This window comes from Actinoplanes sp. NPDC051537 (assembly GCF_055586105.1).
Map to the genome: position 1 here is coordinate 220,696 of NZ_JBVJIU010000009.1, position 18,145 is coordinate 238,840.

Annotated in this window: 16 protein-coding genes; 7 read left to right on the forward strand and 9 right to left on the reverse strand. The window is 73.4% G+C overall.

Annotated elements, in window-relative coordinates:
• Positions 1-13: 13 nt before the first annotated feature.
• From ACZ6TB_RS23460 to ACZ6TB_RS23470, 3 genes are read right to left on the reverse strand one after another with little or no spacing between them, the layout of a single operon-like run.
• Positions 14-1,153, reverse strand: a complete 1,140-nt coding sequence (locus tag ACZ6TB_RS23460; RefSeq protein WP_465556908.1) for a hypothetical protein — start codon at positions 1,151-1,153, stop codon at positions 14-16.
• Entirely contained in the window at positions 1,150-2,280 is a 1,131-nt protein-coding gene (locus ACZ6TB_RS23465; protein ID WP_465556910.1) for a helix-turn-helix transcriptional regulator, read from the reverse strand. Before ACZ6TB_RS23465 ends, ACZ6TB_RS23460 begins: the two co-directional genes overlap by 4 nt.
• Positions 2,277-2,522 (reverse strand): helix-turn-helix domain-containing protein, encoded by a 246-nt coding sequence (locus tag ACZ6TB_RS23470; RefSeq protein ID WP_465556912.1) that lies wholly within the window; start codon positions 2,520-2,522, stop codon positions 2,277-2,279. The genes ACZ6TB_RS23465 and ACZ6TB_RS23470 overlap by 4 nt, the downstream gene beginning before the upstream one ends.
• Before the next feature lie 263 nt (positions 2,523-2,785).
• Here ACZ6TB_RS23470 and lysX point away from each other — a divergent pair, with 263 nt between their 5' ends.
• Positions 2,786-6,109 carry a bifunctional lysylphosphatidylglycerol synthetase/lysine--tRNA ligase LysX gene (lysX, locus tag ACZ6TB_RS23475; RefSeq protein WP_465556914.1) on the forward strand — a complete coding sequence of 1,108 codons (3,324 nt, stop codon included), beginning with the start codon at positions 2,786-2,788 and terminating at the stop codon, positions 6,107-6,109.
• Between the two features lie 2 nt (positions 6,110-6,111).
• Positions 6,112-6,918: a hypothetical protein gene (locus ACZ6TB_RS23480; RefSeq protein WP_465556916.1), complete on the forward strand. Its 807-nt coding sequence runs from the start codon at positions 6,112-6,114 to the stop codon at positions 6,916-6,918.
• Between the two features lie 32 nt (positions 6,919-6,950).
• Here the strand turns inward: ACZ6TB_RS23480 and ACZ6TB_RS23485 are convergent, their stop codons facing one another.
• Genes ACZ6TB_RS23485 through ACZ6TB_RS23505 form a run of 5 tightly spaced genes read right to left on the reverse strand, consistent with a single transcriptional unit; the run spans position 6,951 to position 11,275 of the window.
• Entirely contained in the window at positions 6,951-7,808 is an 858-nt protein-coding gene (locus ACZ6TB_RS23485; RefSeq protein ID WP_465556918.1) for a DMT family protein, read from the reverse strand.
• A 9-nt stretch (positions 7,809-7,817) separates the two neighbouring features.
• Positions 7,818-8,279 carry a hypothetical protein gene (locus ACZ6TB_RS23490; protein WP_465556919.1) on the reverse strand — a complete coding sequence of 154 codons (462 nt, stop codon included), beginning with the start codon at positions 8,277-8,279 and terminating at the stop codon, positions 7,818-7,820.
• A 28-nt stretch (positions 8,280-8,307) separates the two neighbouring features.
• Positions 8,308-9,426 (reverse strand): NAD(P)/FAD-dependent oxidoreductase, encoded by a 1,119-nt coding sequence (locus ACZ6TB_RS23495; protein ID WP_465556921.1) that lies wholly within the window; start codon positions 9,424-9,426, stop codon positions 8,308-8,310.
• Positions 9,426-10,670, reverse strand: a complete 1,245-nt coding sequence (locus ACZ6TB_RS23500; protein WP_465556923.1) for an FAD-dependent oxidoreductase — start codon at positions 10,668-10,670, stop codon at positions 9,426-9,428. The genes ACZ6TB_RS23495 and ACZ6TB_RS23500 overlap by 1 nt, the downstream gene beginning before the upstream one ends.
• A gap of 41 nt (positions 10,671-10,711) precedes the next feature.
• On the reverse strand, positions 10,712-11,275 hold the full coding sequence (locus ACZ6TB_RS23505) for an OsmC family protein (protein WP_465556925.1): 564 nt from the start codon (positions 11,273-11,275) through the stop codon (positions 10,712-10,714).
• A 150-nt stretch (positions 11,276-11,425) separates the two neighbouring features.
• Between ACZ6TB_RS23505 and ACZ6TB_RS23510 the strand changes: the two genes are divergently transcribed.
• The 4 genes from ACZ6TB_RS23510 to ACZ6TB_RS23525 all read left to right on the forward strand — a co-directional run bounded on the left by ACZ6TB_RS23510 (position 11,426) and on the right by ACZ6TB_RS23525 (position 16,875).
• The gene (locus ACZ6TB_RS23510; protein WP_465556927.1) at positions 11,426-14,137 is read left to right on the forward strand and encodes a LuxR C-terminal-related transcriptional regulator; all 2,712 of its coding nucleotides are present in this window, start codon (positions 11,426-11,428) and stop codon (positions 14,135-14,137) included.
• A gap of 68 nt (positions 14,138-14,205) precedes the next feature.
• Positions 14,206-15,453: a sensor histidine kinase gene (locus ACZ6TB_RS23515; RefSeq protein WP_465556929.1), complete on the forward strand. Its 1,248-nt coding sequence runs from the start codon at positions 14,206-14,208 to the stop codon at positions 15,451-15,453.
• Positions 15,441-16,088: a response regulator transcription factor gene (locus ACZ6TB_RS23520; protein WP_465556931.1), complete on the forward strand. Its 648-nt coding sequence runs from the start codon at positions 15,441-15,443 to the stop codon at positions 16,086-16,088. The genes ACZ6TB_RS23515 and ACZ6TB_RS23520 overlap by 13 nt, the downstream gene beginning before the upstream one ends.
• A 76-nt stretch (positions 16,089-16,164) precedes the next feature.
• The gene (locus tag ACZ6TB_RS23525; protein WP_465556933.1) at positions 16,165-16,875 is read left to right on the forward strand and encodes a hypothetical protein; all 711 of its coding nucleotides are present in this window, start codon (positions 16,165-16,167) and stop codon (positions 16,873-16,875) included.
• A 181-nt stretch (positions 16,876-17,056) separates the two neighbouring features.
• On the opposite strand, the gene ACZ6TB_RS23530 is transcribed toward ACZ6TB_RS23525, so the two are convergent.
• Positions 17,057-17,371 carry a hypothetical protein gene (locus ACZ6TB_RS23530; RefSeq protein ID WP_465556935.1) on the reverse strand — a complete coding sequence of 105 codons (315 nt, stop codon included), beginning with the start codon at positions 17,369-17,371 and terminating at the stop codon, positions 17,057-17,059.
• A 396-nt stretch (positions 17,372-17,767) separates the two neighbouring features.
• Between ACZ6TB_RS23530 and ACZ6TB_RS23535 the strand changes: the two genes are divergently transcribed.
• Complete coding sequence (locus tag ACZ6TB_RS23535) at positions 17,768-17,971, forward strand: cold-shock protein (RefSeq protein WP_465556937.1); 204 nt, start codon at positions 17,768-17,770, stop codon at positions 17,969-17,971.
• Positions 17,972-18,145 lie beyond the last annotated feature (174 nt).

Sequence of the window (18,145 nt, forward strand, 5' to 3'; positions counted from 1 at the left end):
TCCCCCGTTGCGATCAAAGACAAGAGGCGCAGACGCCCGGCGGCTCGTCCGGGTCCGGCACCGGAATGTTGCTGAACAACGGCTTGCTCACCCGCGGGTCGGTCGGGCTGATCGGGACGAGGCGATACCGGTCCGGCGCCGGCTTGGTGACTCGCCAGCATTCGTCGTGTACGCCGTAGAGCGCCCCGGCCCGTTCCCGGATCCCCGAGGTGACGCAGAGGGCGACGGTGTTCTCGTTGACCTGCGCGCCCTTCTCCAGCGGGCTCTGGCTCATGTCCCACGGCAGCATGACGATGCCCCGGTCCGGCCAGTACCGGACGACGCGCAGATAGGGCTGCGATTCCTCGTCGCACGAGCCGGCGTCGACGGCCATCCAGACGTCGAAGCCGTTGACGTTCTGGTCCGACGGCCCGGCGAACGTGTCCGAGACCGAGAGGAAATGACAATCCGGCTCGTACGGGTAGAGCGGCATGGTCGGACCGCTGATCGGGGTGTCCCGGGTGTTCTCCCGCGGCCCGGCCGGCCACGTGATGTACGACGAGACCAGGCATTCGGACGTGCAGATCGGCCCGGTCGCCGCCGCGCCGGTCGGGTAGGTGCTCAGCGGCGCGGTCACCAGCGGGTCGGTCAGCGCGACCCGGGGAAACGTGGTGACCAGGTGGTCGGCGCCGTTGCGCTGGGGCCGGACGCAGACGGCGTTGCGGGCCCGCACGGCGCTGCCCTGCTCGGTCAGGCCGGTGCTGACGCAGAGGGCGGCCACGTCCGGCTCGATCCGCCCGAACCGGGAGAACGCCGTGGTGCCCGACGCGGCGGCCAGCCAGGGCGTGCTCATCGAGGCGACGGTGACCCCGTCGCGTACGTGATATTGGGTGATCGCCAGCGCGGCCGCGCCGCCGCCCGTGCGGCAGGGCTTGGAGGTGCCGCGCAACGTGGCGTCGAACCAGGGTTGCCAGAAGATGGAGTCGGGACGGTACACCCCGCGTTCGCTGTCCAGGGTGACCGTGGCGCACCCCTGCGGGTACGGCCAGAGGGTGGTGGCGGCCGAAGCCGGCGCCACCGCGGTTTCCGCCGGGGCAGCTGAGGCCGGCGCCACGGCGGCGACGGTCGTTATGGCCAGCGCCGCCAGGATGGCGGCGACGAAACGTTTGGTCATGAGGCCTGATCCTGATCGGAGGAACTATCGACGGCCGCCGCACCGAGCAGGTGCGGCGGGCTGGCGGCACGCATGGCCCCGAGAGCGAGGCCGAGCTGGAACCGGTTCTCCACGCCGAGACGGTCCATGAGCCGACGAAGGATATTGGTGACCGACCGGGCGCTGATCCGCAGGTGCGCCGCGGTCGTCGTGTCGGTGTGCCCGAGCGCGAGCAGGTCCACGATGGCCTGCTCGCGGGCGGTCAGCCGGATCGGCAGGACGGCGCCGACGCTCGGGTCGCGGCCCTCCCGCCAGTGCTTCTCGAACAGGTCCGTGAGCGCCAGCACCACCTGCGGATGGCTCACCTCGACATAGCCGCGCTCGATCCGCTCCGGGTCGGCCGGCAGCAGCGCGACCGCCCGGTCCAGCACGATCAGCTTGAACGGCACCTCGAGCGTCTCCCGCACCTGGTAGGCCGGGTGGTACGAGTCCGGCGGGCTCAGCGCGTCGCAGTCGGCCGGCGGCACCCCGAGCACGCGCATGCGGGTGGCCTGCGCGATCAGCTGCCGGTCGAACGCGGCCCCGGTTCGCGCCGACTCGGCGTCGAAGGCCTGCTCCGGGTTGATCGTGAGAGTCTCGCGGCGGCCGCACAGCAGCTCGCCGTACCGCATCCGGGTGAGCTCCCGGCTCGGCAGATAACGCACCTGATCGGTCAGCTGCCCGCCGAACGCCGGCATCGAGAGCGGCAGCGCGAGCGACCCCAGCCGTGCTCGCAGGCCGGCGACGACCCACCGGTGCGACTCGGCCACGGCGCGCTGGTCGAGCAGGCGCATCCGGCGACGGCGCAGCGCGGCGATCACCTGCTCGGGATCAAGAGCGGACCATTGCTGCGTACGGCGGGAGTCGCTCTCGTGTCCGGCAACCGTCACCGCGCCGGAGACCTCGAGCTCGGCCAGCGCGTCACCGATGCGGCGCGCCGGCATCGACAGCTCCGTGCCGAGGCCGCGCCGCGTGTGCGGGCCGAACGTGACCAGCGTGCGGTAGACGAGGTCGGCGTCGGGCGAGGCGCCCCACCGCACCAGCGACGGCACCGCCGTGCCGATCCGCAGCACCGGCACGAGCGAACGGGCGAACGCGGCGCTCGTCATGATCGGAGATCCCCCGGTCTCGCCTCGGCGCTCGGCTGCGCCGGTCCTTCCCGGCGCAGTCCCAGCGCCAGTCCCAGCTGGAAGCGGTTGTCGACCCCGAAGCGGTCCATCAGGCTGCGCAGGACGTACGTCACCGACCGGGGGCTGATCCCGAGGCGCTCGGCGGCCTCCTGGTCGGTGTGCCCCTGCGAGAGGAGCGAGACGAGCTCCTGCTCCCGCTCCGAGAGGGTGATCCTCGGCAACCTTTCCTCCACCATGGACAGCCTCCGGGTCAGATGTGGCGCGACCGCACTCAATCACATCGTCCGGGCGGCGGGCCAGGAATAGGCCGGCCATCGACCCGGGATTGCGGGATCCCGCAAGATCAGCACTCGTGCCGTTCCGGCGGCGTATCCAGGGAAATCTCCGCCCGGCCGATTCCCATGGCCGTGACGAGGGTGGATATTCACCGGAAGAGCCGCTGCGCCGGCGCGACCGCCCGGCCTTGCCGGCCGAGGGGGCCCGGATGGAAGCGTCGACGGTGAGCACGAGACCGCGCCTGGAGCGGCGCCGTCGAAGGCTGGAGCGAGTCCCCGATCTGCTGGCGTACTACCTGGGGTTCGTGGCCGCCTTCTCCGCCCTGCTGGCCGTGTTCCCGTTCCTTCGCCGGCCGCTGCACTGGCCGCGGGTCGCGGTCGAGTACCTCTCGATCACGGTGACGCCCAACCTCGCGTACGCCATCGTGCTCTCGTTGCTGGCCGGCGCCTGCCGCCGACGCCTGCGGGCCGCCTGGTGGCTGGTGCTGGTGCTGCTCGCCGTCCCGACCGTGCTGACCCGGCTCGGGCAGACCGTGAGCGGGCAGTTCGCCTATCTGCCCGCCCTGATCGTCACCGCCGCCGCGACGGTGTTCCTGGTGGCGGCCCGGCGCCAGTTCACGGCCCGGATCGAGCGCGGAAACGGCTGGAAGGCGCTCGGCGTCCTGGTCGGGCTGCTCACGCTCGGCGTCCTGATCGGCTGGCTGCTGCTGCGGGTCGCGCCCGGCACCCTGGCGACCGAGGGCGACCGGCTGGCCTGGGCGGTCAACCACGTCTTCGGCGGTCTGGGCGATGCCGACGACACCGGCATCGTCGGGCGGGGGCCGCGCTGGGTGACGTTCCTCTGCGGGCTGATGGGCGGGCTGGCCTTCCTGATCGCGGTCGCCGTGCTGCTGCGCCCCCGGCAGGCCCGCCGCTCGCTCGACCCGCACGACGAGGCCCGCATCCGGGAGCGGCTGGCGCTGTTCGGCGAGAACGACTCCCTCGGCTACTTCGCCACCCGTCGCGACAAGACGGTGATCTGGTCGCCGGGTCATCGGGCGGGCGTCGCCTACCGGGTGGTGGGCGGCGCCAGCCTGGCCGCCGGCGACCCGATCGGCGCCCCCGAGGGCTGGGCCGGCGCGATCGACGCCTGGCTGGCCGAGGCCAAGTATTTCGGGTGGGCCCCGGCGGTGATGGGCGCGGGCGAGGCCGGGGCGAAGGCGTACGTCGCGGCCGGCCTGGGCGCCCTCGAGCTCGGCGACGAGGCGGTCATCGACGTCCGGGACTTCAGCCTGGACGGGCGGTCCATGCGGGTCGTGCGGCAGGCCGTGCTGCGGGTCGAGCGCTCCGGTCACACCGTGCGGATCCGGCGCCACGCCGACATCGACGACGCGGACCTGGCGGCGGTCGTCGACGACGCCGACCGGTGGCGGGACACCGAGACCGAGCGTGGCTTCTCCATGGCGCTGTCCCGGCTCGGCGACTCCGCCGACGGACGCTGCGTGCTGGTCGAGTGCCTGGACGCCGCGGGGGTGCGCCGGGCGCTGCTGTCGTTCGCGCCGTGGGGCGACCGGGGGCTGTCGCTGGATCTGATGCGGCGCGACCGGAGCGCGGAGAACGGCGTCAACGAGTTCATGGTGACGTCGCTCATCCAGCACGCGCGCCTGCTGGGGGTCGAGCGGATCTCGCTGAACTTCGCCATGTTCCGGGCGGCGTTCGAGCAGGGCGAGCGCATCGGCGCCGGACCGGTGCTGCGGCTGTGGCGAAGCCTGCTGCTGGTCGGCTCGCGCTGGTGGCAGCTGGAGTCGCTGTACCGCGCGAACGCCAAGTACCAGCCCGACTGGTATCCCCGGTACCTGTGCTTCGCCGACCGGCGGGACCTGCTGCGCATCGGCGTCGCGTTCGCCATCGCCGAGGGCTTCGTGTCACCGATGCGGCTGCGCATCCGCCGCCCGGCCCGGCCCGACGTGAGCCCGCTGACCTCGGCGACCGCCGGCGGCGCCGAGGTGGCGGCGCTGATGGCGGCGGCCGGCGACGGCGAGCGGGACCAGGACCCGCTGGCCGCGGCACTGGCCCGTCAGCTCGCCGGGCTGCCCGAGCAGGTCCGGGTCCGGCGGGACAAGTACGACCGGCTCCGCGCCCACGGCGCCGAGCTGTACCCGGCCGGCTTTCCGCGGACCGCGACGATGCGGGAGATCCGCGAGCGGTTCGGCGACCTCCCGCCGGACACCCGGACCGGGCACCGGGTCGGCGTCGCCGGGCGGGTGACGCTCTACCGGACGGCGGGCAAGCTGTGCTTCGCCACCCTGCGCGACGGCAGTGGCGTCCTGCAGGTGATGATCGCGCTCGAGGGGGTCGGCGAGGACGCGCTGCGCTCCTGGCGCCAGGACGTCGACCTCGGCGACCACGTCGGCGTGGAGGGCGAGGTGATCACCTCCCGCCGGGGCGAGCTGTCGGTCTTCGCCGACCGCTGGACGATCACCGCCAAGTGCCTGCGGCCGCTGCCCGACAAGCACCGGGGGCTGAGCGATCCCGAGGCCCGGGTGCGGCAGCGCTACCTCGACCTGATCACCAACGAGGAGGCCCGGCGCATGCTGCACCTGCGGCCGGCCGCCGTGCGCGCGGTGCGGGACCACCTGCACGAGCACGGCTTCCTCGAGGTCGAGACGCCGATCCTGCAGAACGTGCACGGCGGAGCCAACGCCCGTCCGTTCCTCACCCACATCAACGCGTACGACATGGGGCTCTATCTCCGTATTGCCCCGGAGCTCTATCTGAAGCGGCTGATGGTGGGTGGCGCCGAGCGGGTGTTCGAGCTGAACCGCAACTTCCGCAACGAGGGCGCCGACGCCACCCACAACCCCGAATTCACCATGGTGGAGGCCTACGCGGCGTACTGGGACTACGACCGGATGCAGTCGCTCGCCGAGGAGATGATCAAGCAGGTGCTGCGGGCGGTGTCCGGCGGCACCACCGTCGTCCGCGACGGAACCGCCCATGACCTGGGCGGCGCCTGGCGCAGCGTCACCGTGAACGACGCGATCTCGGCCGCGCTCGGGGAGGAGGTGACCGCCGACACCGGGGCCGACCAGCTGCGCAAACACTGCGAGCGAGCGGCCGTCCCGTACGCGCCCGGCTGGGGAACCGGCCAGCTGCTCCTGCAGATGTACGAGGAGCTGGTCGAGGGCCGCACCGTCGAGCCGACCTTCTACCGGGACTTCCCGATCGACGTCTCGCCGCTGACCCGGGCCCACCGCGACGACCCGCGACTCGCCGAGCGCTGGGACCTGGTCTGCTTCGGAGCCGAGATCGGCACGGCCTACTCCGAGCTCGTGGACCCGGTCGAACAGCGCCGCCGGCTCACCGCGCAGTCCCTGCTGGCCGCCGGCGGCGACCCCGAGGCGATGGAGCTCGACGAGGACTTCCTGCGCGCCCTGGAGTACGCGATGCCGCCCTCGGGCGGGCTGGGCATGGGCGTCGACCGGCTCATCATGATGATCACCGGGAAGAACATCCGGGACACGGTGCTCTTTCCGATGGTCCGCCCGGGTTAGCCGTGCACTGGCTCGAGGCCGGCTACCACGACCACGTCCTGGCGCCCGGCAAACAACCGCTGCTGTTGCTGTTCATCGGCTTCGTCGTGGCGTTCCTGAGCATCCGGCTGAGCGTGCGGATGATCCGGGCCGGCGTCTCCTGGTGGCCCGGGAACATCAGCAGCGGCGGCGTGCACATCCACCACGTCGTCTTCGGGATCGGCCTGATGACGGTCTGCGGCGTGGCGTCGTTCGCGCCGTTCTCGTCGACGCTGTTCTGGCGCAGCTGCGTCGCCGCCGGGTTCGGCGTCGGCACCGCGCTCGTGCTCGACGAGTTCGCCCTGGTGCTGCACCTGCGGGACGTCTACTGGACCGAGGCCGGCCGCCGGTCGGTGGACGCGGTGTTCCTCGCCGTCGCGCTGATCGGCATGCTCGTGCTCGGCGCCGCGCCGCTGGGCATGGACGACCTCTCCGCCGGCGAGCGGGCGAGCCGCTGGGACATCACCACGACTATGCTGCTCAACGCCATGCTGGTTCTGATCACGCTGGCCAAGGGCAAGGTCTGGACCGGACTGATCGGCATCCTCGCGCCGGTGTTCGCGTTCGTCGGCGCGATCCGGCTGGCCCGGCCGTCCTCGCCGTGGGCGCGGCGGTTCTACCGGCCCGGGTCCCGGAAGCTGCGGCGGGCGTTGCGCCGGGACCGGCGATGGCACGGCCGGGTGACCCGGGCCCGGCGCTGGATCGCCGACGGGGTGGCCGGCAAGCCGCACCTCACCGGCGTCGCGGCTGCCTCCGATGCCGAGTCGCCCGATTCGCGCTCGCCGGGGTGAGCGGCGTCTTCAGCGGCGTCTTCAGCGGCGTCTTATCGGGACGAAACCGCGCCGGGCGGTGGCTGTTCGTCCGGTTGGCCGACGTCGCCGAAGCGGGCCAGCCGGGCGGCGCCGATCAGCGTGGCGGCGAAACCGGCGACCGCGATCGGCATCGCCCCCGGCCGGGTGTGGTCGCCGAAGACGAGGATGCCGATGATCGCGGGCAGCAGGGTCTCGCCCACGACGAGCGTCGCGGTGACGGCGGTGACGACGCCCCGTTGCAGGGCGCGGGCATAGCAGAGAAAGGCGACGAGGCCGCCGACGGCCATCGCGTAGGTCGCCGGGTCGGCGAGCAGATCCACCGGCTTCAGGCTCGGCAACGCCCGGGCCGCGAGCGCCACCACGCCGAATCCCAGACCGGCGACCAGGCCCATCACCGCCGATCCGGCCGGTTCCGGCAGCCGGCCGGCGGCCCAGCCGGCGGCGGCGAACAGCAGGGTGGCGACGACCAGTCCGCCGCGGAACCCGACACCGGTGCGGGCGGCGCCCTCGGCGCCGGCGGACAATCCCAGCGCGGCGAGGCCGGCGCAGACCAGGCCGATCGCGATCCAGTCCGAGCGTCCCAGCCGGAGATTCAGAACGACGGCGGCCACCGCGGCGGTGACGGCGAGACTACCGGCCAGCGCGGCCTGGACGAGGAAGACGGGCACGATCCGGAGCGCGACGAACTGCGCGGCGAAACCGGCGACGTCGAGCAGAACGCCGGCGACGAACAGGCCCCGGACGACCAGCCGGTAGAGCGGCAGCTCCCCGGGCCGGGCCGGATCGACCCGTGCCGCCTTCGACTGCAGCACCGAGGCGACGCCGTAGCAGAGCGCCGACGCCACGGCCGCGAGCACACCCAGTGCCATGTGCGGACCCTACCGGCCGGGACCGTCCCGGTCCTCCGCGGTCGCGGCACGCCGGTCCAGGCGGCGCCGGCGGCGCTCGACGACCTGATCGGCATGCAGGGCGATCCAGCCGCAGACGGCGGCGAGGGGCAGCTCGAGAAGCACGGCGGAGAGCAGGGGTGGCGGCACGGCGCCGGGCGGCGAGGTGGTCACGTCGAACCAGGCGTCCACGACCAGCATGGTCGCGGCCGCGGCGGCCAGGAGCCCGATGTGCGGCGAGCCGCGCCAGGCGAGCCGGGCGGTGGCCAGCAGAACGACGATGAGCATCACGTCGAAGCCCACCCAGGCGAGGCGATAGTGCTGCGAGCCGGCCTGCGCCGGCAGCGTCATCGCCAGGTAGGCGGTCCACGGCACCGTGGCCGCGCCGAGCACGGCGAAGACCGGCGCCACCCAGGCCGGCACCGGCCGGTCGCGCGGGGACCTGTCCACCATGTGACCAGCATGCCAGCAGCTCCGCTCGCTATCCGGTCTCCGGTATCGGCTCGGCGACCAGTCCCAGCTCCATGCTCATCGCCGAGCTGAGCTCGAGCAGGTCCCTGCGCAATTCGGGAAGATCCCAGCGGTAGCCGCAGATGCGGTCGACCACGTCGAACATGGCGTCGTGCACGCGGGCCCGGGTGGCGGCGTACTCCTCGAGGTCGTCGAAGGTTCGGACGAGCATCTCGGCGTCGCGCAGGGCGTCGGTGATCCCGTGGGTGCTGAGCGGGTCGAGGAACGATCCGGCGTCGCCGGCCAGCGCCCAGCCCGGGCCGTGGGATTGCCGGACGTAGCCGGGGCGGCCGACCCAGGTGTGCAGCCGGTCGGGAGGACGGGCCCGCGCCAGGCGGCCGGCGGCGCCCCCGGTGGTGGCATCGAGCAGGCGGTCGTACGTGGCCCGGAGGTCACCGCCGGTGAACCGGCCGGCCGGTATCCCGGCGAAGACGCAGACCTGCCCGCCGTTCGTCGGGATGAAGCCCGCACTGTGGCCGGGCCGGTAGAACCACTCGTAGCCGTCCACGGGGAGCCCGGTCCAGTAGCCGTAGAGGACCGCGCCGGCCCCGGTGCCGGTCCGGAGCGTGGCGGCGCCCACCTCACGGGCGACGACGGATCGGGTTCCGTCGGCGCCGACGGTCAGCGGGGCGCGCGCGGTGAACGTGGCGCCGGTCCGGTCACGGCCGTGAATCCCGGCGATCCGGCCCGTTTCGTCGCGCAGCAGGCCGGTGACGCCGACGCCGAACCGGATGTCCGCGCCGGCGGCCCCGGCGGCGTCGACCAGCGCCCGGTCGAGCACGGTGCGGCGCGGCGCGTACAACGCGTCGACGCCGTGGGCCGGCTTGATGGTGAGCGTCACCGTGTCGGCGCCGAAGTCGAAGCGGGTCTGCCGCACCGGCGGCGTGGCGGCGTCGACGACCCGGTCGAGGACACCCCATCGGGACAGCAGGAACACGCCGCCCCGCATGAGTGCGTGGGTCGAGAGGGTGTCGGCGCCGTACCGGTCGCGGTCGACCAGGAGCACCCGCCGTCCCTGCCGGGCCAGCAGCATCGCGGTCGCGGCGCCCGCCGCCCGGGCGCCGACGACGATGGCGTCGTGGGCCGGCATCATCGTTCACCCGCCGGGCACGGCACACGGCGGGCGGTGATGCGGTCGGTGAGGTAGGCGGCATCGTGGCGGGCGCCGTCGATGAACGTCGACTTCCGCCGGCTCTGGAAGCGCAGACCGATCGCGTACAGCCCGGGGACCGCGGTGACGCCGCGGCGGTGGCGGATCTGGCCGCCGTGGTCGAGCGCGGCGGGCGCCAGCAGGGGGTATGCGGGCCGGTAGCCGGTCGCCCAGACCACCGTCGCGATGCCGGCCCGCCGGAGGTCCAGTTCGGAAGGCGCCGCCGGAACGGCGATCTCCGGTGGTGGGTCGGCCGGCCCGGCCGCGGCGCCCGGCGTGGCGTCGGCGTAATGGTCGATGTCGCGCAGAACCCGGGTCAGCCGCAGCTGCGCGGCCCCGATGCCGGCGGCCAGGTCATCCGCGAACCGGGCGACGGCGCCGTCCAGCGCGCGCAGCCGGCCGGTCAGCGTCACGCCGGCCGCCCGCAGCACGCCGAGATCGACTCCGCGGGCGTCCGAGGTGCCGGCGATCTGCAGCGAGGGCTCGGCCCGGGCCGCCGCCGCGTCCGGCACGTCGTCGATGTCGCGGTCCAGCGCGCCGATCCGGTCCAGCCACCAGAGGATGTCCCGGCCGCGGTACCGGCGGGGCAGCCGGGTGTGACCGCCGACCGCCAGCACCACCGGCCGGCCGGCGAGGGCCAGCTCGTAGGCGATCTGAACGCCGGAGGCGGAGGCCCCGACGACGAGGACCCCGCCCCCGGGCAGCCGCGACGGCGACCGGTAGCGCGCGGCGGTGAGCTGGGCGAACTCGGGCGCGAGCCGGGCGGCGAGGGCGGGCACCGCGGCCCGGCTGTGATACCCGGTCGCGATGACCACATTCCGGGTCGTCCACTCGTCCCGGCCGGTGTGGACCCGGAACCCGGCCGGTGTGCGCTCGACGCGGGTGACCGGCGTGCGGTGCCGGACCGGGGCGTCGAACGAGCGGGCGTACCGGGACAGGTGGTCGGCGAACTCGCCGGCCGTCATGAACCCGTTCGGCTCGTGCCCCGCGTAGGCCCAGCCCGGCAGCCGGGTGAGCCAGTTCGGGGTCAGCAGCCGGAAGCTGTCCCACCGGGCGGTTCGCCAGCGCTCGCCCACCGAGCCGCGCTCCAGGACGACGTGCTCCAGGCCACGGTCGGCCAGGCAGCGGCTCATCGCCAGGCCCGCGTGGCCGGCGCCGATGATGACCGAGTCCGTGCGTGGCATCGGCGGGCTCCCCTCGCTGCGAAAATCGGGATCGGACCGGGTCAGTCGGTGTGGACCGTGACGGCGACCGGCACGCCGTTGGTGACGACGTCGAACACGGCCGATCGGCGGCACGACTGCTCGACGACGGCGCGCAGCTTCTCCGGGTCGTCACCCCGTACCGTGAAATCGACCTTGATCTGCTGGTATCCGTTGCGGACCTGGTCCGACAGCCCGAGGATGCCGAGCAGGTCGATGTCGCCCTCGACGGTCGAGGAGACCTCGGTCAGGGCGACCCCGCGAGCGGCGGCGACATTGGCGATGCCCGCGGTGAGGCAGGCGGCGAGGGCGTGCAGCAGGTACTCGACCGGGGTCGGGCCCTGGTCCGACCCGACCAGCACCGGCGGGTGGTCGGCGTCGAAGGTGAACGGCTCCCGGTGGGTCATCTCCTGCTTCGCGCCGTGGAAGCCGTGGATCGTGGACTGGTTGTGGGTTCCGGTGAGCCAGCGGTTCGTGGCCCGGAACTGGAACTTGGCGAGACCGGTGTCGGCCCGTACGGCGTCGACCGTCGCGAAGAGGGTCGCGGTGTCGACGCCGTTGCGGGTGGCGCTGTCGGTGCTGGTCATGGATCGTCTCCTCGACGGTGGTGGATCCGCGGGCTGCGAATGCGCGTACCGACGAGGTTCGCCGGGCTGAGGGCCCGGCACATCCGTGCCCACCACGGATCTGGGACACCCGTGCCCGGCACGGACGGACGGGGAGCGACACTGGACGGTGTGACGACGGCGGGTTCGGGCGGTTCGGGCAAAGGCACGGAGGTCACGGCGCGAGAGGCCGAGATCCTCGCGCTGATTGCCCGGCATCTGACGAATGCGCAGATAGCCGATGAGCTGTTCATCTCGGCGCGCACCGTCGAGAGCCACGTCTCGGCGATGCTCCGGAAGCTGCAACTCCCCGATCGCCGCAGCCTGGCCCGGCACGTTCTGGTCAAATCCGGCCGTCGTGGCCTGCCGCTGCCCGTCACGCCGTTCATCGGCCGCTCCGGCGAGCGGGCGGCGCTGATCGCGGCGCTCGCCGGCCACCGCCTGGTGACCGCGACGGGCCCGGGCGGGATCGGCAAGACCCGGCTCGCGCTGAGCGTCGCCGCCGAGATCGCGCCGGCCCGCCGGGAAGGCGTCTGGTTCCTGGACCTGGTCCACGTGACGGACCCGGCGATGGTCGTCCCGGCGGTCGCCGAGATGGTCGGCGTTCCCGAGCAGCGGACGATGTCGATCGAGCGGGCGCTGGTGGCCGTGCTCGCCGGCAGCGACGCGCTGCTCGTCCTGGACAACTGCGAGCACGTTCTCGACGGCGTCCGGCACTGCATCGAGCGGATCATGGCCGGGTGCCCGGAGATCACCGTGCTGGCGACGAGCCGGACCCGGCTCCTCCTGCCGTACGAGCGGGTGTACGTCGTACCGGGACTGTCGGTCGCCGCCGGGGGCGGTGACGCCGTCGACCTGTTCACCGCCCGGGTGGCCGCCGTGCTCGACGACCCGGCGCCCCTGGACGCCGGGCGTGTCGCCGCCCTGTGCCGGGCGCTGGACGGCATGGCGCTGGCCATCGAGCTGGCCGCGGCCCGGTTCGCCGCGCTCGGGCTCGACGGGCTGGAATCCGGCCTCGGCCACCGGCTGCGGGTGCTGACCGCCGGGACCCGCGCGGCCGACCGGCACGGCTCGCTGCGCGACGCCGTCGGCTGGAGCTACGACCTGCTCTCGTCCGCCGATCGCGCCCTGCTGCGCCGGGTGAGCGTGTTCGCCTCGTGGTTCGACGTCGACGCCGCCTGCGCCGTCGCGGGCGCCGAGCACGAGTTCGCGGAGGTCGTGGACGGGCTGGCCCGGCTGGCCGAGCACAGCCTGCTCGTCGTCGAGCGCGGCGAGCCGACCCGGTACCGGGCGTTGGAGACGATCCGCCAGTACGGCATGGAGCGGCTGGACGAGGCGGGCGAGCTCGCGCCGATCCGGGACGGCCACGACCGGTGGTGCCGCGCGGCCGTCGCCGCTCTCCGCCGCCGGGACACCGCCGACATCGACGAGGACTGGTGCGCCCGGCTGGACCGGGTCGTCGACGACGTCGACGCGGCGGTCACGTGGTCGGCCGGCGACGTCAAGCGCCGGGAGCCGGCGGCCGAGCTGGCCGCCGATCTTGCCGGGCTGCTGTTTCTCCGGGGGCGGCAGGCGCAGGCACAGCGGCGGTACGAGCGGGCCGCCGAGCTCGCCGGGCGGGCGGACCATCTCCGGCTGGCCGCGGGCGCGGCGGCCAGCCGGTTCGCCGGCGACGACGCCCTGCGGCTGTTCCGGGCGGCGGCCCGGGCCGCCACGTCGGCCGGCGACCGGGCCGGCGCCACCCAGGACCTGGCGACGATGGCGATGTACATCAACCGGGCGCCCGGCATCATGGCCACGCCGCACTCGCCCGCCGAAGCCGACGCGCTGGTCGCCGAGGCGCTCGCCCTGTCGGACGACTCCCCCCGCGCCCGGGCGGCGTTCGCCCTGGTGACCGGGTGGCGTGACCTGAGCGCTCAGGATGACGCCCGCGAGGCCGTCGAGCTCGCCGAGCGGGCCGGCGACGGGGTCATGCACAGCATCGCCCTCGACCTGCTGACCGCCACCAAGCTGGCCGGCGACGCCATCGCCGAGGCGAGGCAGGTCGCTCGCCGCCGGCTCGAGGTGCTCGGCACGCTCACCATCGACCCGCTGAGCGGGTTCGAGTTCGGCGACGGGCATCTCATGGCGGTCGAGGCGGAGCTCGCCGCCGGCAACCTGGCCGGCGCCGCCGCCGGCGCGCGGACGCTCGCCGGTCTGCCCTTCTATCGCGACGAGGACCACCTGGCGATGTGCCGGCGGCTGCTCGTCGACGCGTTCGCCGGCCACTTCGACGACGTCGTCCGCACCGGCGAGCGCTTCCGCATCGGCTGGGAACGGGCCGGGCGGCCGGTCGCCCGCAACCTGGCCCGGGGCGCCTACGCCGTCGCGATGGTGCACGGCATGCTCGGCGACGACGACCGGCGCGCGGCCTGGATCCGCCGGACGATCGAGCTCGGCGCCGACGCCGACGACCTCGCCGGATGTGTTCTGGGCTGGCCTCCGGTGTTCGACGGCCTGCTCGCTCTCCATCGTGACGACCCGGCGGCCGCGGTGCGGCGGCTCGCGGCCGACATCGACGACTCCGAGCCGTTCCAGGTCGTGGGCATCGGGCCGTGCCGGCCGTGGTACGCCGCGCTGTGGGCGGAGGCCGCCGTGCTCGACCACCATGCCGACGCGGCCGCCCGCGTCGAGCGGAGCCGGCACGCCGTCCGCGACAACCCGATCGCCGCCGCCATGGTCGAGCGGGCCGCCGCCATCGCCGCCGGCGACCGTGCGGAGCTCGTCCGGCTCTCGATCGTCTTCGGCCGGCTCGGCTGCCCGTACCAGGAGACGAGAACCGCCCGCATGGCGTCCGGGGTATAGCTGGCCCTACCCGAAGACTATTGCTGGTGCGCTGGTTGGGCCCGCCCGCGTTCGCCAGACTTGTCGGCATGACGCTTCTGCGGGCCGTGCGGCACCCTCGCTACCTGGCGACGGCGTGGCCCTGGCGGGCGCTCGCCTATGCGTCGACCAGCGCCGTCGCCGTCGGGCTGATCTGGCTCGCGCTGGCCGCCCCGGTGGCCGCCCTGGCCGCCGCCGTCCGGGTGGCCCGCGAGGGTGGCACGATCCCCTTGCTGGCCGCGGCGGGGCTGGGTCTTCTCGGCCTGGGCCTGCTCGCGGTGGGCGGCCCGCGGCTGGCACTCGCCCTGGCGCCCCTCGAGCGCCGCCGGCTGCGGCTGGTCGACCCGGTCCCGGTCCCGGTGCCGGCGGCTCGCCGGGCCGGCCGTTACACCGACATGGTCACCTGGCGGGCGGTCGCCTACGCGCTGCTGCTGGTGCTGATCGCCCCGGTGTGGCTGGGCGTGCTCGGCGTGGCCGCCGCGCTCGTCGTCTCCACCCCTATCGCGGTGAACCACCGGCTGGCGGAGGTCGACTCGACCGGCAACGTGCTCGGGCGGCTCGCGCTCGGCCTGGTGCTGATCCCGGTCGGGCTCTACCTGACCGCCGTCCTCGGCGGCGCGCACGCCGCGCTGGCCCGGCTGCTGCTCGCCGGCGAGCCCGACCACGACGGCGCCGAGCTGGCCGAGGTGACCCGGTCGCGGGCCCGGCTGGCCGACGCGTTCGAGGCCGAGCGCAGCCGCATCGAGCGCGATCTGCACGACGTCGCCCAGCAACGGCTGATCAGCCTGACCATGCAGCTCGGCCTGGCCCGGCACGAGCTGCCGGGCGACTCGCCCGCGGCCGAGGCGGTGGCCGCCGCCCACCAGCAGGCCAAGACCCTGATGGTCGAGCTGCGCGAGCTGGTCCGGGGCATCAGTCCGCGCACGTTGCGGGAGCTGGGCCTGCGCGCCGCGGTCGAGGAGCTCGCGGCGGCCAGCCCGCTCCGGATGCGCGTGACGGCCGATCCGGGCCGGTTCCCGTCCGGCGTCGAGACGGTCGCCTTCGCCGCGGTGTCCGAGGCCCTCGCCAACGCATCCCGGCACGGCGGCGCCACCGAGTGCCGGATCGTCGTCCGGCGCGACGGCCCGCTGCTCACCGCCGAGGTGCGCGACGACGGCGCGGGCGGGGCCGATCCGGCGGGCGGGTCCGGGCTGACCGGCCTCGCCGACCGGGCGGCCGCGGCCGGTGGCCGGTTGCTGCTGTCCAGTCCGGCCGGCGGGCCGACGATCGTCCGGGTGGAGCTGCCATGCGGGTCGTGATCGCCGAAGACTCCGTGCTGCTGCGCGAGGGACTGGCCGGCCTGCTGCCCCGGTTCGGCTTCGAGATCGTGGCCGCGGTCGGGGATGCGCCCGCCCTGCTGGCCGCGGTCGGCGAGGCCGCGCCCGACCTGGTGGTCACCGACGTGCGCATGCCACCCGGCTTCACCGACGAGGGGCTGCGCGCGGCCGTGACCCTGCGCACCGCCCGTCCCGGACTGCCGGTGGTGGCGCTCAGTCAGTACGTCCAGCAGAGCTATGCCGGCGAGCTGCTCGCCTCCGGCGACGGCCGGGCGATCGGCTACCTGCTCAAGGACCGCATCGCCGACGTCGCCGAGTTCGCCGAGCTGCTCCGCCGGGTGGCCGCCGGCGCCACGGTGGTCGACCCCGAGGTGGTTCGCCAGCTGATGCTGCGCGGCCACGACCCGCTCGCGCAGTTGTCACCGCGCGAGCAGGAGGTGCTGGCGCTGGTCGCCGAGGGCCACTCCAACGCGGCGATCGCCCGGGCGCTCACGCTGACCGAGGCCGGCGTGGGCAAGCACATCGGCAACGTGCTGACCAAGCTCGACCTGCCGGTCAGCGACGACACCAACCGACGAGTCCTGGCCGTCCTCACCTACCTGCGCGGCCGGCAGTAACCCCTGGAAACCCCGGTTGAAGGAGACCACTGTGTCCATCGCACGACGTTTTGCCCCTCTTACGGCGCTTGTCGGTTTGTTGATCGCTGCCTTCGTCCTGCTGCCGGGCCCGCTGGCCGGCAACAACTTCCCCAGCCATCGCCGGCTGGTGACCGCCGTTCACCAAGATTTCGTGGGCTACTGGCAGGCGGCCGGTCCGACGCTGCCGCCGCCGCTGCGGGAGGTCGTCGGCTACTGGTTCCGCTACCACCTGATCAAGGGCCTGATCGCCGCCCTGGTGCTGGCCGTGCTGATCGTGCTCGGCGTCCGGCTGCGGCGCTCGCTCACCGGCGCCGCCCTGGTCACGGCGATGACGGCGGTCGTCGCGCTCGGCCTGCTGGCGACGGTGACCGTGATGGCCAACATCCAGGGCATGGTCGCCCCGTTCGGCTCGCTGTTCCCGATGCTGCTGGAACGCCCGGCCACCTCGCAGCTCACCGGCGCGCTCACCGAGGCCGGCCGGCAACTGGCCGCCGGCGACGACTTCTCGCCCGCGCTGCAGGCCATGATCGACGAGTTCGTCCGCTACCACGCGGCCATGGCGGTGATCGCCGCCGTCCTGGTGATCATCGTGGCCGGCCTGGCGGTGGCGTCCTGGCGCCGCTTCGCGAAACGACGGCAGCGACCGGTGATCCCCATCCTCTGGTCGGTGCTGACGCTGGCCCCGGTCGTCCTGGTGATCGCCAACGTCAGCTCCGTGGCCGACCCGGCCTCCGGCCTGCTCGGCCTCGTCCAGGGCGGCTGGTGACCTCACCCCGGGGCGTGGACCGTGACGGCTGCTGACCTCGCCCGGGAGCCTCGACCAAGACGGGCTGGTGTCACTCATCCCGGGCGTGGGCCAAGACGGCTGGTGACTCCGTCGCGGGAGCGCACCAGCCGGTCGGGTGGCCCGGGGCATCCGGTTCGGATCTGCCCCGGGGAGTCGCGGGTCAGTCCAGGGAACCGGGACGCGGCCGCACGTGGGTCAGGGGGGCGAGCTGGACCGTCCACGTTCGGGCCGGGCCGACGACCGCGATGGCCCGGCAGAGGAGCTCGCAGCCCAGCTGGGGCGTCCCCTCCGCGAAGCCGCGGTTGATCAAGGTGATCGCTCGGGGGTAGTCATCCGCTTCGAGGGCGGCGTCGAGCCCGGCGGCCAAGATCGCGGCCAGCGCGGCGTGGAAGCTGTCCGAGCCCTTCTCCCGAAGAGTCTTGGTGGGCTCTCGTGACGTCGATACCGCGACGGCGGACGAGTGTGGCGCTGACATCGGTCTCCTCTGAGTGTTGCCGCAACGGCATCATCGTGACCACGTCGGGGACGATCCGCCCGCTCGTGGCCGGTGAAGTTGGGTGGGGCGGCAACGATCCCGTCAGCGCGCCGGAATTATCGGTGAAAAAATCTTGACGAGCTGATCCAGTTCCAACTCTACCCGCACCACCCGGCGCTCGGCTGTGACGAGGTCGCTCGCCTGGGTTACGAATTCTGTGCTAGGTTGGCGTCGTTGCAGTTTTGATTTCCGTAGACGTTTTCGGCGCCTGATGGGTTATCTGAACCTATCCGGGCGCTTTTTTCGTTTCTTCGTGTCGGTTCGGCGCGGGTGATCAACGCGGCGGCGTGCGGGGTCTGCACAGTGCGACCCCGAACAGCCTGCGAGGGAGCAGACATGGTTACAGGTACCGTGAAGTGGTTCAACGGTGACAAGGGCTTCGGCTTCATCGCCCAGGACGGCGGCGGCCCCGACGTCTTCGCCCACTTCTCCGCGATCTCGGCGAGCGGTTTCCGCAGCCTCGACGAGAACCAGCGGGTCGAGTTCGACGTCACGCAGGGCCAGAAGGGCCCGCAGGCGGAAAACATCCGCGCTATCTGATCGACGCTTTACCGATGGCGGCCCGACTGGTTCAGCGGGCCGCCATTTGGCGTTTGCCCACGCCGTAATTCGAGTAGTCCTCGCCATTTTCCCGAACGGGCGCCGCTCAGCCTGATCGTTCCGCCCTCGGGTTCCGCCGAGGCGGCCGGCCACCCTGCCGTTCCGCACGCCGGC

Bases quoted from the DNA above. Each gene is read 5' to 3' on its own strand.
- ACZ6TB_RS23460 (WP_465556908.1), bottom strand. From the start codon at position 1,153: ATGACCAAACGTTTCGTCGCCGCCATCCTGGCGGCGCTGGCCATAACG.
- ACZ6TB_RS23465 (WP_465556910.1), bottom strand. From the start codon at position 2,280: ATGACGAGCGCCGCGTTCGCCCGTTCGCTCGTGCCGGTGCTGCGGATC.
- lysX (WP_465556914.1), top strand. From the start codon at position 2,786: ATGGAAGCGTCGACGGTGAGCACGAGACCGCGCCTGGAGCGGCGCCGT.
- ACZ6TB_RS23485 (WP_465556918.1), bottom strand. From the start codon at position 7,808: ATGGCACTGGGTGTGCTCGCGGCCGTGGCGTCGGCGCTCTGCTACGGC.
- ACZ6TB_RS23490 (WP_465556919.1), bottom strand. From the start codon at position 8,279: ATGGTGGACAGGTCCCCGCGCGACCGGCCGGTGCCGGCCTGGGTGGCG.
- ACZ6TB_RS23495 (WP_465556921.1), bottom strand. From the start codon at position 9,426: ATGCCGGCCCACGACGCCATCGTCGTCGGCGCCCGGGCGGCGGGCGCC.
- ACZ6TB_RS23500 (WP_465556923.1), bottom strand. From the start codon at position 10,670: ATGCCACGCACGGACTCGGTCATCATCGGCGCCGGCCACGCGGGCCTG.
- ACZ6TB_RS23505 (WP_465556925.1), bottom strand. From the start codon at position 11,275: ATGACCAGCACCGACAGCGCCACCCGCAACGGCGTCGACACCGCGACC.
- ACZ6TB_RS23515 (WP_465556929.1), top strand. From the start codon at position 14,206: ATGACGCTTCTGCGGGCCGTGCGGCACCCTCGCTACCTGGCGACGGCG.
- ACZ6TB_RS23520 (WP_465556931.1), top strand. From the start codon at position 15,441: ATGCGGGTCGTGATCGCCGAAGACTCCGTGCTGCTGCGCGAGGGACTG.
- ACZ6TB_RS23530 (WP_465556935.1), bottom strand. From the start codon at position 17,371: ATGTCAGCGCCACACTCGTCCGCCGTCGCGGTATCGACGTCACGAGAG.
- ACZ6TB_RS23535 (WP_465556937.1), top strand. From the start codon at position 17,768: ATGGTTACAGGTACCGTGAAGTGGTTCAACGGTGACAAGGGCTTCGGC.